Source organism: Massilia sp. IC2-477 (genome assembly GCF_020707265.1).
Taxonomy (GTDB): Bacteria; Pseudomonadota; Gammaproteobacteria; order Burkholderiales; family Burkholderiaceae_D; genus Telluria.
Map to the genome: position 1 here is coordinate 1 of NZ_JAJFEQ010000006.1, position 12,822 is coordinate 12,822.

Annotated in this window: 16 protein-coding genes; 11 read left to right on the plus strand and 5 right to left on the minus strand. The window is 67.4% G+C overall.

Going from position 1 to position 12,822, the window contains the following annotated elements:
* Nucleotides 1-2,206, plus strand: a 2,206-nt coding sequence (locus LK542_RS13280) for a CHASE domain-containing protein (RefSeq protein ID WP_307728969.1), incomplete at its 5' end; no start/stop codon positions are given.
* Nucleotides 2,207-2,279: 73 nt separating this feature from the next.
* Here LK542_RS13280 and LK542_RS13285 read toward each other — a convergent pair.
* On the minus strand, nucleotides 2,280-2,813 hold the full coding sequence (locus tag LK542_RS13285) for a transposase (protein WP_227812264.1): 534 nt from the start codon (nucleotides 2,811-2,813) through the stop codon (nucleotides 2,280-2,282).
* Between the two features lie 85 nt (nucleotides 2,814-2,898).
* The gene (locus LK542_RS13290; RefSeq protein ID WP_227812265.1) at nucleotides 2,899-4,791 is read right to left on the minus strand and encodes a diguanylate cyclase domain-containing protein; all 1,893 of its coding nucleotides are present in this window, start codon (nucleotides 4,789-4,791) and stop codon (nucleotides 2,899-2,901) included.
* Nucleotides 4,792-5,003: 212 nt separating this feature from the next.
* Between LK542_RS13290 and LK542_RS13295 the strand changes: the two genes are divergently transcribed.
* Nucleotides 5,004-5,393 carry a YbaN family protein gene (locus tag LK542_RS13295; RefSeq protein WP_227812266.1) on the plus strand — a complete coding sequence of 130 codons (390 nt, stop codon included), beginning with the start codon at nucleotides 5,004-5,006 and terminating at the stop codon, nucleotides 5,391-5,393.
* 6 nt (nucleotides 5,394-5,399) lie between these two features.
* Here the strand turns inward: LK542_RS13295 and LK542_RS13300 are convergent, their stop codons facing one another.
* Nucleotides 5,400-5,804: a hypothetical protein gene (locus LK542_RS13300; RefSeq protein WP_227799675.1), complete on the minus strand. Its 405-nt coding sequence runs from the start codon at nucleotides 5,802-5,804 to the stop codon at nucleotides 5,400-5,402.
* A gap of 196 nt (nucleotides 5,805-6,000) precedes the next feature.
* On the opposite strand from LK542_RS13300, the gene LK542_RS13305 reads away from it, so the two are divergent.
* The 3 genes from LK542_RS13305 to nth are packed head-to-tail and all read left to right on the plus strand — an operon-like array spanning nucleotide 6,001 to nucleotide 7,972.
* Complete coding sequence (locus LK542_RS13305; RefSeq protein WP_227812267.1) at nucleotides 6,001-6,963, plus strand: ribonuclease Z; 963 nt, start codon at nucleotides 6,001-6,003, stop codon at nucleotides 6,961-6,963.
* 24 nt (nucleotides 6,964-6,987) lie between these two features.
* On the plus strand, nucleotides 6,988-7,305 hold the full coding sequence (locus LK542_RS13310; RefSeq protein ID WP_227812268.1) for a hypothetical protein: 318 nt from the start codon (nucleotides 6,988-6,990) through the stop codon (nucleotides 7,303-7,305).
* 1 nt (nucleotide 7,306) lies between these two features.
* The gene (gene nth / locus LK542_RS13315) at nucleotides 7,307-7,972 is read left to right on the plus strand and encodes an endonuclease III (RefSeq protein WP_227812269.1); all 666 of its coding nucleotides are present in this window, start codon (nucleotides 7,307-7,309) and stop codon (nucleotides 7,970-7,972) included.
* Here nth and LK542_RS13320 read toward each other — a convergent pair.
* Nucleotides 7,969-8,868: a LysR family transcriptional regulator gene (locus LK542_RS13320; RefSeq protein ID WP_227812270.1), complete on the minus strand. Its 900-nt coding sequence runs from the start codon at nucleotides 8,866-8,868 to the stop codon at nucleotides 7,969-7,971. The two genes, nth and LK542_RS13320, sit on opposite strands and share 4 nt — an antisense overlap.
* A gap of 100 nt (nucleotides 8,869-8,968) precedes the next feature.
* Here LK542_RS13320 and LK542_RS13325 point away from each other — a divergent pair, with 100 nt between their 5' ends.
* Genes LK542_RS13325 through LK542_RS13340 form a run of 4 tightly spaced genes read left to right on the plus strand, consistent with a single transcriptional unit; the run spans nucleotide 8,969 to nucleotide 11,437 of the window.
* Complete coding sequence (locus LK542_RS13325; RefSeq protein WP_227812271.1) at nucleotides 8,969-9,577, plus strand: glutathione S-transferase family protein; 609 nt, start codon at nucleotides 8,969-8,971, stop codon at nucleotides 9,575-9,577.
* Nucleotides 9,578-9,579: 2 nt separating this feature from the next.
* Nucleotides 9,580-10,476 (plus strand): pyridoxamine 5'-phosphate oxidase family protein, encoded by an 897-nt coding sequence (locus LK542_RS13330; protein WP_227812272.1) that lies wholly within the window; start codon nucleotides 9,580-9,582, stop codon nucleotides 10,474-10,476.
* 45 nt (nucleotides 10,477-10,521) lie between these two features.
* On the plus strand, nucleotides 10,522-11,022 hold the full coding sequence (locus tag LK542_RS13335; RefSeq protein ID WP_227812273.1) for a GAF domain-containing protein: 501 nt from the start codon (nucleotides 10,522-10,524) through the stop codon (nucleotides 11,020-11,022).
* On the plus strand, nucleotides 11,015-11,437 hold the full coding sequence (locus LK542_RS13340) for a response regulator (protein ID WP_227799683.1): 423 nt from the start codon (nucleotides 11,015-11,017) through the stop codon (nucleotides 11,435-11,437). The genes LK542_RS13335 and LK542_RS13340 overlap by 8 nt, the downstream gene beginning before the upstream one ends.
* 30 nt (nucleotides 11,438-11,467) lie before the next feature.
* On the opposite strand, the gene LK542_RS13345 is transcribed toward LK542_RS13340, so the two are convergent.
* The gene (locus LK542_RS13345) at nucleotides 11,468-11,824 is read right to left on the minus strand and encodes a winged helix-turn-helix domain-containing protein (protein WP_227812274.1); all 357 of its coding nucleotides are present in this window, start codon (nucleotides 11,822-11,824) and stop codon (nucleotides 11,468-11,470) included.
* Between the two features lie 132 nt (nucleotides 11,825-11,956).
* Between LK542_RS13345 and LK542_RS13350 the strand changes: the two genes are divergently transcribed.
* Together LK542_RS13350 and LK542_RS13355 are read left to right on the plus strand one after the other, a co-directional pair.
* Nucleotides 11,957-12,466: a hypothetical protein gene (locus tag LK542_RS13350; protein WP_227812275.1), complete on the plus strand. Its 510-nt coding sequence runs from the start codon at nucleotides 11,957-11,959 to the stop codon at nucleotides 12,464-12,466.
* Between the two features lie 76 nt (nucleotides 12,467-12,542).
* Complete coding sequence (locus LK542_RS13355) at nucleotides 12,543-12,818, plus strand: hypothetical protein (RefSeq protein WP_227812276.1); 276 nt, start codon at nucleotides 12,543-12,545, stop codon at nucleotides 12,816-12,818.
* Nucleotides 12,819-12,822: the final 4 nt, after the last annotated feature.

Here is a 12,822-nt window from a genome sequence, read left to right on the forward strand (position 1 = left end):
CCTGCCCGATTCCGGACAGATGCCGCTGCTGCTGGCGATGCTGGTGCTGCTGGCGACCCTGGTGGTGACCTTTACCGCCTGGAGCAGCGCCAAACGCAGCGCCGAAAGCCAGCTGCTCGAGACCTTCGACTACCGCACGCGCGACATGGTGTACAGCATCAGCCGGCGCATGGCGATCTACGAACAGGTGCTGCGCGGCGCGCGCGGCTACCTGCGCGGCTCGGTCGAGCTCGAGCGGCGCGACTGGGAAGAATACTATCGCGTGCTGCGCCTGGACCAGTCCTTCCCCGGCATGGAAGCGCTCGGCATCGCCAGCATCGTGCCCCCAAGCGAGGTGGCCAGGCACGAAGCCCTCATGCGGCGCCGCGGCCATCCCGACTACACGCTGCACCCGCCCGGCCCGCGCGAGCTGTACACGGCAATCACCCACATCGAACCTTTCGGCGGGCGCAACCTGCGCGCCTTCGGCTACGACATGTTCAGCGAACCGGTGCGCCGCGCTGCGATGGAACGCGCGCGCGACAGCGGCCAGGCGGCCCTGAGCGGCAAGGTGGTGCTGGTACAGGAAGGCCTCTCGCACGAGGGTCCGGGCCGGCAGCAGGCCGGGGCCCTGATGTACCTGCCGGTGTACCGCGCCGGCGAGCTGGCCGGCACCGTCGAGCAAAGGCGCAGCGCGATCGTCGGCTGGGTCTATGCCCCGTTCCGGATCAACGACCTGATGCGGGGACTGGGCGGCGCCCATTCGCTCGACCTCGAGGTCGAGATCCACGACGGCGAGCCGGTCGACGGCGCCAGCTTGCTGTACCGCTCCCCGAACACCTGGAATGGTCCGAGCGACCGCGCGCGGCTGCGCACCAGCGCCCAGATCATCCCGGGCGGGCGCACCTGGACCATCACGATGCGCTCCAGCGCCGCCCTCGAGGCCAGCCTCGACACCACGCGTCCGCTCCTGATCGCGGCGACCGGCATCGGCCTCAGCGTCCTGCTGAGCCTGGTTGTCTGGCTGCTGGCCAGCGAGCGCCGCCGCGCGCTGCAGCTGGCGCAGGACATGACGCTCGAGCTGCGCCAGTCGCACGACCGCATCGCCAGTGAGCAGAAGCGCATCCAGGTGATCCTCGAGAACGCGCCGGACGCATTCGTCACGCTCGATGCGCAGGGCTGCATCACCGGCTGGAATACCCAGGCCAGCCGCCTGTTCGGCTGGAGCGCGGCGCAGGCGATCGGGCGCAACGCAGAGGAACTGCTGCCGGAAGAACGGCGCGCCGCCTTCCGCGCCGGCTTCGCGGTGTTCGCGCGCGGCGGCAGCTGCGCGATGCTGGGCGCGCCGACCGAACTGCTGGTCGTCGACCACGAGGGACAGCGTATCCCGGCCGAGGTGACCGTGGCGCAGCTGGTGGTGGAAGGCGGTTTCGGCGCCACCGCCTTCGTGCGCGACATCCGCCAGCGCAAGGAAGCGGAAGCGCGCGAGCAGCAGCGCCAGCAAGGCCTGGTCGAGGCGCGCCGGGCGCTGGCGCGCGCCCAGAAGCTGGAAGCGGTGGGCAAGCTCACCGGCGGCGTGGCGCACGACTTCAACAACATCCTGCACATCATCAGCGCCAACGTGCAGCTGATGCTGCGCGCCGACAACACCAACCGCAAGCGCCTGCTCAGCATCCTCGACGCGGTCGAGCGCGGCGCGAAACTCGCGGGCCAGCTGCTGGCCTTCGCGCGGCGCCAGCCGCTGCACCCGCAGGAAGTGCACGTGGACGCGCTGCTGGAACGCATGGACAGCCTGGTGCAGCGCGCCGCGGGCGACCACATCACGCTGGAAAAGCGCGTCCCGCCCGGCCTGTGGGCCACCCTGGTCGACCCGAACCAGCTGGAAAACGTGCTGCTCAACCTGGTCATCAATGCGCGCGACGCGATGGAAGGCAACGGCCGCATCGTGCTGGCCCTGGACAATGTGCACATCGGCGAAGACCCCGACCTGGCGCCGGGCGACTACGTCACGGTGGCGGTCGCCGACAGCGGCCACGGCATGCCGCAGGACGTGATGGAGCGCGCCTTCGAGCCCTTCTTCACCACCAAGCCCGAGGGCAAGGGCACGGGCCTGGGCCTGTCGATGGCGCATGGCTTCGCGCGCCAGAGCGGCGGCGACATCCGCCTCGCGAGCGAACCCGGCAAGGGAACGACGGTGACGATCTACCTGCCGCGCCACGTGACTTGACAGGATTGCATTTCGGTAGGGTGGGCGGGTCTCCCGCCCACGCGGTCAACCAACGCATACCCTGTTACAACGCCTATTCAAAACGCATTCCTTCACAATCCGGATTGCCTCCCCAATCCACTGCATAGATTCCGTCTCGCACACACCGTGCAAACGTCGAATACGGCCATTCCGACACTGCACCCACCAAGCCATGCTTCACCGGATTGAAATGGATGTAATCGACGTGGCGCTCCATGTCGATTTCGTCCTGGATCTGATGTTCCCAGAAGCGCCGCTGCCAGATGGGAGCTTCACGCTTTTGCCGGCGTGATGTGGAAAGGCTTAACTCGTATGCATCGCGGCATGCGTAGGACACGGCATGCTTGATCTGAGACCAGCGTGTCGAGAAATTCGTGTCTCCGTCTGACAGCGTCCAGATGCAATGCAAGTGGTCAGGCATCAGGACCATCGCGTCGATCCTGAATGGCAGACGAAGACGGACGCGTTCGATTGCAGAACGCAAAGCCTCCCGTATTGGCTGGTCGCACAAGATCGGACAGCGCCTGTGGCTGACGACGGTAAAGAAGTACGAAGTGCCAGTAGTGGCGCGACGGTAGCGGGACATCGGCGCATCGTACGGTAGAGCCGGACGTAAGCCGTGTGGCGGATCAAACGTGCGTAGACCGCGTGGGCGGGAAAACCCGCCCACCCTACGCCTGGTAGGCGGCGGTCACGCGGTTGCGCCCGTGCGCCTTGGCGTCGTACATCGCCAGGTCGGCCGCGTGCAGCAGGGCTTCGGCGTCCATGCCGTCGTCGGGGAACAGGGCGATGCCCAGGCTGCCCGAGATGCGCAGCACCAGTTCGCCGTCCTCGAAGGGCTGGTTCAGCTGGTACAGGATGTTCTCGGCCACGGTGGAGGCATCGGCCAGGCTGTCGCAGCGCGGCAGCAGCACGACGAATTCGTCGCCGCCCACGCGCGCCAGCGTGTCGGCTTCGCGCAGGCCAGCGCGCAGGCGCCGCGCCACCAGCTGCAGCAGGCGGTCGCCGACGGCGTGGCCATGGGTATCATTGACGGGTTTGAACTGGTCGAGGTCGAAATAGATCACCGCCACCTTGTGGCCGTCGCGGCTGGCGGTGCGGATGGCCTGGCGCAGGCGGTCGCCCAGCAGCACGCGGTTGGGCAGCCCGGTCAGCGCGTCTTCGTGCGCCAGGCGGCGCATGCGCGCTTCCTCGTGCTTGCGGGCGTCGATATTGGAGAAGGTGCCGACCATGCGCATCGGCATGCCGAGTTCGTCGCGCTCGCTGACGGTGCCGCGCGCGTCGGTCCAGCTCCAGTCACCATTGCGCAGGCGTACACGGAACTCGGCCGCGAAGTCCTCGGTCTTGCCCGCCAGGTGGCCGCGCAGTTGCGCACGCAGCTCCGGCAGGTCGTCGGGATGGACAATGGCGTCGAGCGCGCTGCCGTACCAGGAGATCACCGAGCGCTCGGTGTCCAGGATCTTGCGGGCGCGCGCCGACAGCGTGGCCAGGCCCGTTACCACGTCGCAGTCCCACACGCCGTCGCCGGTGGCGCTCAGCGCCAGCTTCCAGCGCGCCTCGGCCGCGGCCAGCGCCTTCAGCGCCCGGCGCCGGCGGTCGGTGGCGCCCAGGGCGGCCCAACCCAGCAGGGTCAGGACGAGCGAGACGGCGGCGCCGACCCAGGTCAGCACCGCGCGCTGCTGGGTGAAGCGGGCCTCGGCATCCTGCACCGCTTCGCCGACCGTCACTACCATGCCGTATTCGGGCAGCTTGTGCCAGGTGTAGAAGCGCTCGATGCCGTCGATCTGGCCGACGCGGCGGAAACTCCCCGTCACCGGGCTGTGCGACGCATGCGGATTGTCCTTCAGCACCTGGCCGGTGCCGTGGTTGATGCTGCCGCGGGTGCTGCGCGCGATGACGGTGCCGTCGGTGCGCATCAGCGACACCGAGGCGTTGGGACCAAGGTCGATGTCGTCGTAGAAGCGCACGAAGTAATCCGGCGCGACGGTGGCCATGATCACTCCCTGCAGGCGGCCTTGGGCGTCGCGGACCGAGCGGCTGAACTGCACCGCCCAGGCGTGCGTGAGCGGACAGATCACCGGCCGGCTCACGTAGATGCGGTCGTCGCTGATCCCGAGGTGGGCCTGGTAGCTGATGGCCTGCTGCATGTCGCGCCCGCCGTGCGAGGGGGCGGCATTGGTGTAGGCCACCCTGCCCTGCGCGTCGAACACGGTGACCATCAGCGGCACCCGCTGGCGCAGGTGGCGCGCATGCTCGCCGACGGCCTTGGGAAAGTCGGCGCGGTCGTTCTGCCAGATACTGCGCAGCTGGATCAGCGACAGGTCGACGATGCCGACGGTGGCGCGCACTTCCTCGGTAAAGACGCGGGCATAGTTGCGCAGGTCGCGCTTGCTGCCGGCCTGGGCCAGGCTGGCGAAGCGCGACTGCTCGACCGCCACCAGACCCCAGACGATGGGCAGCATCAAGGCCAGGTAGATGGCCAGGTCGCGCAGCACGCGGGGCCGGAAGAAATCGCCCAGGCGTACGCGGGATGGGGGCTTGGCGGAGGGAGTAAGCGAAGGCATGGACGACGGACTGCGGCAGCGGAACAATGGCGAAGGAGGCGAAGCCGGGCGTCTTGCTTGCGCCTGCTATAAGTTCTCGATCGCGCCCGTCGTGATGGAGTCGATTATACCTGTCGTTTCCTTGTGGAACTTATTGTTGGCTTAAATTTGATGGATTTGATGCCGCAAAGCAACGCTATTCCCGGCCAGGAGCTGCATGCTAGAGTGCGAGCATGAAACCCTTCTATAACGCGGCGGGGGTGCTGGCGCTGTTGCTGGGCATCCTCGGCATCTTCCTGCCGCTGCTGCCGACCACGCCCTTCCTGCTGCTGGCGTCGTGGTGCTTCGCGCGTGGCTCGGAGCGCCTGCACGGCTGGCTGCTGTCGCACCGCGTGTTCGGGGAATACCTGCGCAACTTCGAGGGCGGCCGCGGCATTCCGCTGAAGGCGAAGATCGTCGCCACGGCCATGCTGTGGGTATCGCTGCTGCTGGCGATGCGGCGCCTGCTTGAAACGGATCGCCCGCTGCTGGTCGGCGTGCTGCTGCTGACCGGCGCGGGCGTCAGCATCTACCTGTGGCGCTACCTGCCGACGCTCCGGCTGGAGCGCCCGGGGCGAGGCTAGACTGCCTCAGGAACAGCCGCGCTTGAAGCGTCCGCGGCTGTCGGCCGGATAGCTGAGCACAATGGTGTCGGTGCGCTCGCCCGGCAGCCAGGTCATCTGGACGTCGCCCTCACGCGAGGCGAAACGGTGCGGACCGACTTCGTCCAGCCGCACCCGGCTCCATTTGCCGAAATCGGCATACACCTGCTGGTCGAGGTCGATCAGCTCGAGCCGGCGGCCATTCGACAGCGCATAGCTGCCCTCGACTTCACTGGCAAGCTGGGCGCCAGTGGCGATGAAGCCGTTCGGGCCGGCCACGGTGGCGCGTTGCGCGGTGACGTTCACCTTGCCTCCGGGACCGCACTGGGCGGCTGAGGCAAGGGGTGCGGCCAGCAGGCATGCTGCCGCGACGAGCGGATAAATGCTGCGCATGACATCTCCTTTGCATGGTCAGAAGGCAGCCGCACCATGGCGGCCGTCCTGCCAATTCAGACAGCGCAAGCACCTAGGAGTGCACGCGGTTCCCGTGGTTGCGAAAACGCTTTGAGACCGATCAAGCTTCATGATGTTTGCACGCCGCAAGCAAGCTGACGCCGCATTGGCCCGATTCCGGATAATGTCCTTACTTATGGAAATCCAATTCCTCGGAACCTCCTCCGGCACACCGACCCGGTCGCGCAACATGACGGCGATCGCCCTGCGCACGCGCGGAGCAAAGCACTGGTCGCTGGTCGACTGCGCCGAAGGCACGCAACATCGCCTGCTGCGCACCAGCATGTCGCCGATGAGCCTGCGCGCCATCTTCATCACCCACCTGCATGGCGACCACTGCTACGGCCTGCCCGGCCTGCTGGCCAGCGCCGGCATGCTGAATCGCACGGCGCCGATGGCCATCGTCGGCCCGGCGCCGCTGCGCGGCATGATGGAATGCATCATGGAAGCGACCCAGCTCACGCTCCCCTACCCGATCGACTGGGTGGCGATCGAGGACCTGGCGCACACCGACATCCTTCCTGACCTGCGCGTGCACGCCACGCGCCTGTCGCACCGCATCGATTGCTGGGCCTACAGCTTCACCGAGGCCGCGGTCGAGCGCAAACTCGACATCGGCAAGCTGAAGGCGGGCGCCATCCCGGCGGGACCAGCCTGGGGCGAGATCCAGCAGGGCCGCAACGTGGTGCTGGCGGACGGGCGCGTCGTGGTGGCGGAGCAGTTCCTGCTGCCGCCGCGCCGCTCGCGCAAGGTGATCATCGCGGGCGACAACGACAGCCCCGAGCTCCTGGCGAGGGAAGCGAACGGCGCCGACCTGCTGGTGCACGAGGCAACCTATACCGAAGCGGTCCTGCACAAGGTCGGCCCCGGCCCGCAGCACAGTTCGGCCGCGATGGTGGCGCGCATGGCGCAAGAGGCGGCGCTGCCGAACCTGATCCTGACCCACTTCAGCCCGCGCTACCAGGACCGCGAAGGCGCGCTGACATTGAACGACATCGAACGCGAGGCGCGCGAGCACTATACCGGCACGCTGTTCCTCGCGCGCGACCTGGCCAGGTACGAGCTCGGGAAGGACGGCAGCCTGCATGCGCTGCAGTAAAGCGAGCCCGGCTACAATCGCCCCATGCCCAAGAAGACCCCCATTTTTCCCGGACCCCAGACCGCGCGCGGCGCCGTGCTCGCAGTGCTGCTGTCGAACGAAGACCAGCTGGGTGCCGAACCGCTGCGCGGCCGCATCACCCTCGCCGCCATCGTGCGCGCGCTCAAGCGCAAGTACCACTGGCCGATCGAAACCGAAAGCTTCCCGTCGAACAGCGCCGACGGCCGCGCCACCTGGGCCACTGTCTACAGCCTGCCGCCGGAAGTCATCGCCAAGGCCCTGAAGGCGGGCGGGCACGACTGGCTCAGGAGCCGCAGGTCGGGCGGCGGCGGCGACGCATAGCATGGACAAGCGGCCCTTCGACATCGACCTCGCGCTCGAGCGCATCGAAGCGGCCGTGCAGCCCTGGCCCAAGGCGGCCTTGTTCCAGCTGGCCGAAGAAGGGTTTACGTCGACCTTCGAGCAGCTGCTGGCCTGCATCATCTCGATCCGCACCTACGACGAAGTGACGCTGCCGGTGTCGCGCCGGCTGTTCGCGCAGGCGCGCACGCCCTCCGCCATCGCGGGGCTCGGCTGGGAAGAACTGGACGCCCTGATCAGCCCCTCGACCTTCCACGAGCGCAAGGCACAGCAGATCCTGGCAATCGCGCGCGAGGTGGTCGAACGCTTCGGCGAAACCCTGCCGGGCGAACGCGAGGTGCTGCTGTCCTTTGCCGGCGTCGGTCCGAAGTGCGCCAACCTGGTGCTGGGCGTGGCCTGCGGGACGCCCGTCATCAGCGTCGACATCCACGTGCACCGGGTGACTGGGCGCTGGGGCTATGTGAAGGCGGCGACGCCCGAGAAGACCCTGCTGGCGCTGGAAGCCACGCTGCCGCGACAGCACTGGATCACCATCAACCGGCTGCTGGTCCCGTTCGGCAAGCACATCTGCACCGGGACGAAGCCCAAGTGTTCGACCTGCCCCGTGCTCGACATGTGCCGGCAGGTGGGCGTGACGGAGCATCGCTAAGCCTGGCGAATCAGCGGCAGCTGCCCCAGCTCTTCCACCGCGAAATCGACGAAGGCCCGCACCCGCAGCGCCATGTGCCGCGCACTTGGGAAGACCAGGTGCACGGGAAGCGCCTCCGGTTCGTAGGCACTTAACAGGCGCACCAGGCTGCCCGCCTGCAGGTCGGGCGCCGCTTGGTAGGACAGCGCCTGCGCAATGCCGAAGCCCGCGCGCGCCGCGTTCAGGACACCCTCGATGTCGTTCAGCCGCAGGCGCGGCGTGAAGCGCACGATGTGCTCGCGCTCGCCCGTACGGTAGCGCCACTCCGCCAGGCCCCGCACCGCGGTGCCGAGGATCAGCTCGTGCCCTCCCAGGTCCTCCGGTGTGGCCGGTTCGCCATGCTGCGCCAGGTAAGCGGGACTGGCCAACGTCATGCGCCGCACCTCGCCCACCCGGCGCGCCACCAGGCCGGAACTGTCGAGCGGCCCGATGCGCAGCGCGACGTCGATACCGTTTTCTATCAGGTCCATGTTGCGATCGCCCAGGACCAGCTCGACCTGGATTTCCGGATAGCGCATCAGGAAGCGCGTGACGATCGGCGCCACGTGGCGGCGGCCGAACACCATCGGCGCCGTCACGCGCAGCAGGCCGCGCGGCACCGCCGCGTCGTGCTCGCTGATCGCGCCCTCGTAGTCCGCCAGCAGGCGCCGCGCCTGCTCGGCCAGGCGCAGTCCCTCGCTGGTGGCCGTCAAGCGGCGCGTGCTGCGCTCGAACAGGCGCAGGCCGACGCGCTCTTCCAGGGTGGCGAGGCTGCGCGTGACGGCCGAAGGCGAACGGCGCAGCTTCTGCGCGGCTGCGGACATGCTGCCCGCGTCCAGGATGGCCAGGAAGACCTGCAGTTCGTCCAGACGGTCCATGATTCTTGCAATCTGCGAAAGAGTGAATTGCGATTATGCCCCATTCCGCAACGACGCTGCCGTGGATAGCATGACCTATCCCAATCAACTGGATCCCACCATGACCACGACTGCCATCACCCTCCACGGCACTGCCCTGTCCGGCCACACCCACCGCGTCCAGCTGCTGCTGCACATGCTGCAGCTGCCCTACCGCTTCATCGATGCGCCGGCTTCGGTGCGCCAGAGCGAAGCGTTCCGCGGCATCAATCCGCTCGGCCAGATCCCTGTCCTGCAGGACGGCGAGCTGGTGCTGGCGGACAGCAATGCGATCCTGGTCTACCTGGCGAAACGCTATGCACCCGGCAGCGGCTGGCTGCCGGAGGATCCGGTCGGAGCGGCCCAGGTGCAGCGCTGGCTGTCGCTGGCGGCCGGCGAGATCGCCTTCGGTCCGGCCAAAGCGCGGGTGACGGCGCGCTGGGGCGATACCGGCATGCCCCAGGAACTCATGCACAAGCTGGCCGACAAGGTGCTGGGCTTCATGGAAGCGCAGCTGGCGCGGCAGGACTTCCTGGCGGGACCTGCGCCGACGCTGGCCGACCTGGCCTGTTATTCCTATGTCGCGCACGCGCCGGAAGGCGGCGTGTCGCTGGCGCCCTATCCGCAGCTGCGTGCCTGGATCGCACGGGTCCAGAGCTTGCCGCATTTCGTGCCGATGCCGGAGGACTGAGCATGAACGACTACCGCATCCCGCAACCCTTCCACGCCGGCGAACTGCGCGCCCAGCAGCTGGCAGGCGGCGGGCCGCCCGGCGCGCCGATCCGCTCGCAGATGCCGGACCAGCACCGCCAGTTCTTTGCCCTGCTGCCTTTCGTGTGCGTGGCGCTGGCGGACGGGGACGGCCGGCCGCTGGCCACGCTGCTGCATGGCGAACCCGGCTTCGCGAGCTCGCCCGAACCCGGCCAGCTGCGCATCGCCGCCCTGCCGGATGCCGCCGACCCGGCCCATGCCTGCCTGCACGCAGGTACCGACGTCGGCCTGCTCGGCATCGACCTCGGCACGCGCCGCCGCAACCGCGAGAACGGCGTCGTCGCGCAGGTGGATGGCGGCGGCCTGCTGGTCGACGTGCACCAATCCTTCGGCAACTGCCCGCGCTACATCCACGTGCGCCGGCTCGAGCGCGTGCAGCGCCAGGCCGGACCAAGCGAGGTCTTCGGCGCGCAACTGCCGCCGGAAGCCGCACGCCTGGTCGCCGCATGCGAGACCATGTTCGTGGCCACCTCGAGCGGCGCCACCGGGGGAGGCGCGGCACGCGGCCTGGACATCTCGCACCGCGGCGGCGAAGCCGGTTTCCTGCGCCTGCAAGGCCATGTCCTGCACGTGCCCGATTACGCGGGAAACCGCTACTTCAACACCCTGGGCAACCTGCTGCTGGAGCCGCGCGCCGCGCTCGTGATGCTTGACTTCGACAGCGGCGACATCCTGCAGCTGCAAGGCATCGCCGAAGTCGACTGGCACGGCGATGCATCACCCGATCCCGGCGCCGAACGCTGGTGGAAGTTCAGCATCGAGCGCGGCTGGCTGAGGCGGGGCGCCTTCCCATTGCGGGAGGCTTGGCCGCAGGCGTAAAAATCGGCTATCGTTCGGTGTTTGCAGCAGCCACCGAATGCCCTCATGATCAAGCCACCGATTCCCGACAACGAGCAGGAGCGCCTCGCGCTGCTGTATGACATGCTGCTGCTCGACACGCCGCCCGAGGAGCGGCTCGACAAGATCGTGGCGTTTGCCGCGAGCGAGTTCGACGTCCCCATTTGCCTGATCAGCCTGGTCGACAGCGAGCGCCAGTGGTTCAAGGCGCGCGTCGGGCTGGAAGCCTGCGAAACCTCGCGCGACATTTCCTTCTGCGCGCATGCGCTGCACAGCAACGACATCCTGCTGGTGCCGGACGCCCTGCTCGACCCGCGCTTCCACGACAATCCGCTGGTGACGGGCGCGCCGCACATCCGCTTCTATGCCGGCGCGCCGCTGGGCAAGGATGGGCTCGTGATCGGCACCCTGTGCCTGATCGACACCCGCCCACGCACGCTCGACGCGGTCGAACTGTCGATCCTGAAGAGCCTGCGCGAACTGGCGATGCTCGAACTGGCTTCGCCGGGGGTGGAGACCAATGCATAAGCCGGGGGCCTTCAACCTGCTGCTGGTCGAACCGGCGAACCTGCTGCGCCGCACGGTGTCCCTCACCCTGCGCGACCTCGGCGCGGCCGACGTCACGGAAACGGCCACCTATCCGACCGCGCACCAGATGTGCGAGCTGCGCCGCTTCGACGGCCTGGTCATCGCGCTCGAGTGGCCGGAGCCGAGCGATGCCTTGCGCGGGCTCACCCTGATCCAGCAGATCCGCTCCGGCAAGGGCGCTTGCCCGGCCACGATCCCAATCGCGGTGCTGGTGGAATCCGCCAATGCCGAGCTGATCCAGGTGCTGCGCTCCTGCGGGGTCAGCCGCATCCTGATCAAACCCTTCCGCGTGCGCGATGTAATCGAGACGGTCGAGAACATGAAGGGGCTGGCGCGCGCCGTCGCCACCAGCTAGACGGGCCTGCCATGCGCTGTTACGCCGGAATCAGCCCTTGGCGCCGGTGGCGTTGAGCATGCACTGCGACAGCCTGTCGAAGTGCTGCAAGGCCGCCTGGGTCAGGTCGACCTGCTTGCGGCGGCTGTCCTCGGTATCGGTGAGCACGATCCAGCCCTTCTCGCGCATCGATTTCAGGCGGTTGTGCACGGTAGCCGGAGAACCCAGCTGGTCCTTGGCCATCATGTCGCGCACCGACAGGCGCTCGTTCTCCTGGCGCGCCCGCGCCACCAGGGCCAGGATGCGTTCTTCGAGGGGATCGAGTTCCGGCAGCGTAGGCAGGCCACGCAGTGCTTCGGTGAGCTGCAGAAAGCGTAGATAGATGTCGGCTGGGCGGGTTGGCTTCATCTCAGGCAGTTGCAAGTTGGTGAACAGATAAGCTATGCTCGGGTCCCTCGTCGCGGCTGGATTGGCCATTTTACTGTAGCGCTGTTCACAATGAACCAATTCAAGTTGCATACTGCCATGGTTGCGGTGACCATGCTGCTGTTTTTTGCGGTATTGAAGGTCAACCAGCTGCTGTTTGCGGCGCTCGAGTTTGCTCCCGGGATTGCCTGGATCTACCTGCCGGCCGGCGTGCGCCTGCTGGCCATCCTGCTCTTCGCCGAAGCCGGCGCCATCGGGCTGCTGTTCATTTCCTGGATCGTGTGCGTGGTCGAGTTCTTTCCGAACGATCCGGTGCGCTCCTTCGCGGGCGGGATCCTGGCCAGCGCCAGCCCCTACCTGGTGTACCGCGCGATGCAGCACTTTTCCGGCTTGCAGCCTTCGCTGCAAAACCTGACGCCGAAGCGCCTGCTCATCCTGTCGCTCATGTTCTCGCTGGCGAGTCCTTTCCTGCATCACCTGTGGTTCGCGCTCTACGAGCAAAAGGAAAACCTGGGCGCCAGTTTTGTCGCGATGGCGGCGGGCGACCTTGGCGGAACGCTTGTCGTGCTCTACTTTGCGAAGTTCATGCTGTGGTGCCTGGCAGGCCGTATGCGTAGCAAATAAATTATGGTTGGTTCTTTACAGAAATATTGCAGTCCTGTAACTTGAACGCTCTAAAAACCATAACAGTTCAGCTGCCATGTCCAAAACCTTCAATGCCACAGTCCTCGCACTGTGCTTCGCTATTCCCCTCCTCTCCGCTTGCGACAAGAAGGCCGACCCCGCCCCGGCCAGCGCGATCGACAGTCCTGCCGCACCAGAAGCACCGGCCGCTCCGGAAGCGGTGAAGGCAACCGCCGATGGCGTGCAGGCCCAGGCTGCAGCGGCGCCCGCGGCGCCTGACGCCAGCGCCAGCGTCGGCGCCAAGGGCGTCGAAGCCAGCGCCGGCGACGTCTCGGTCAAGCTGCCGGACTGATTCG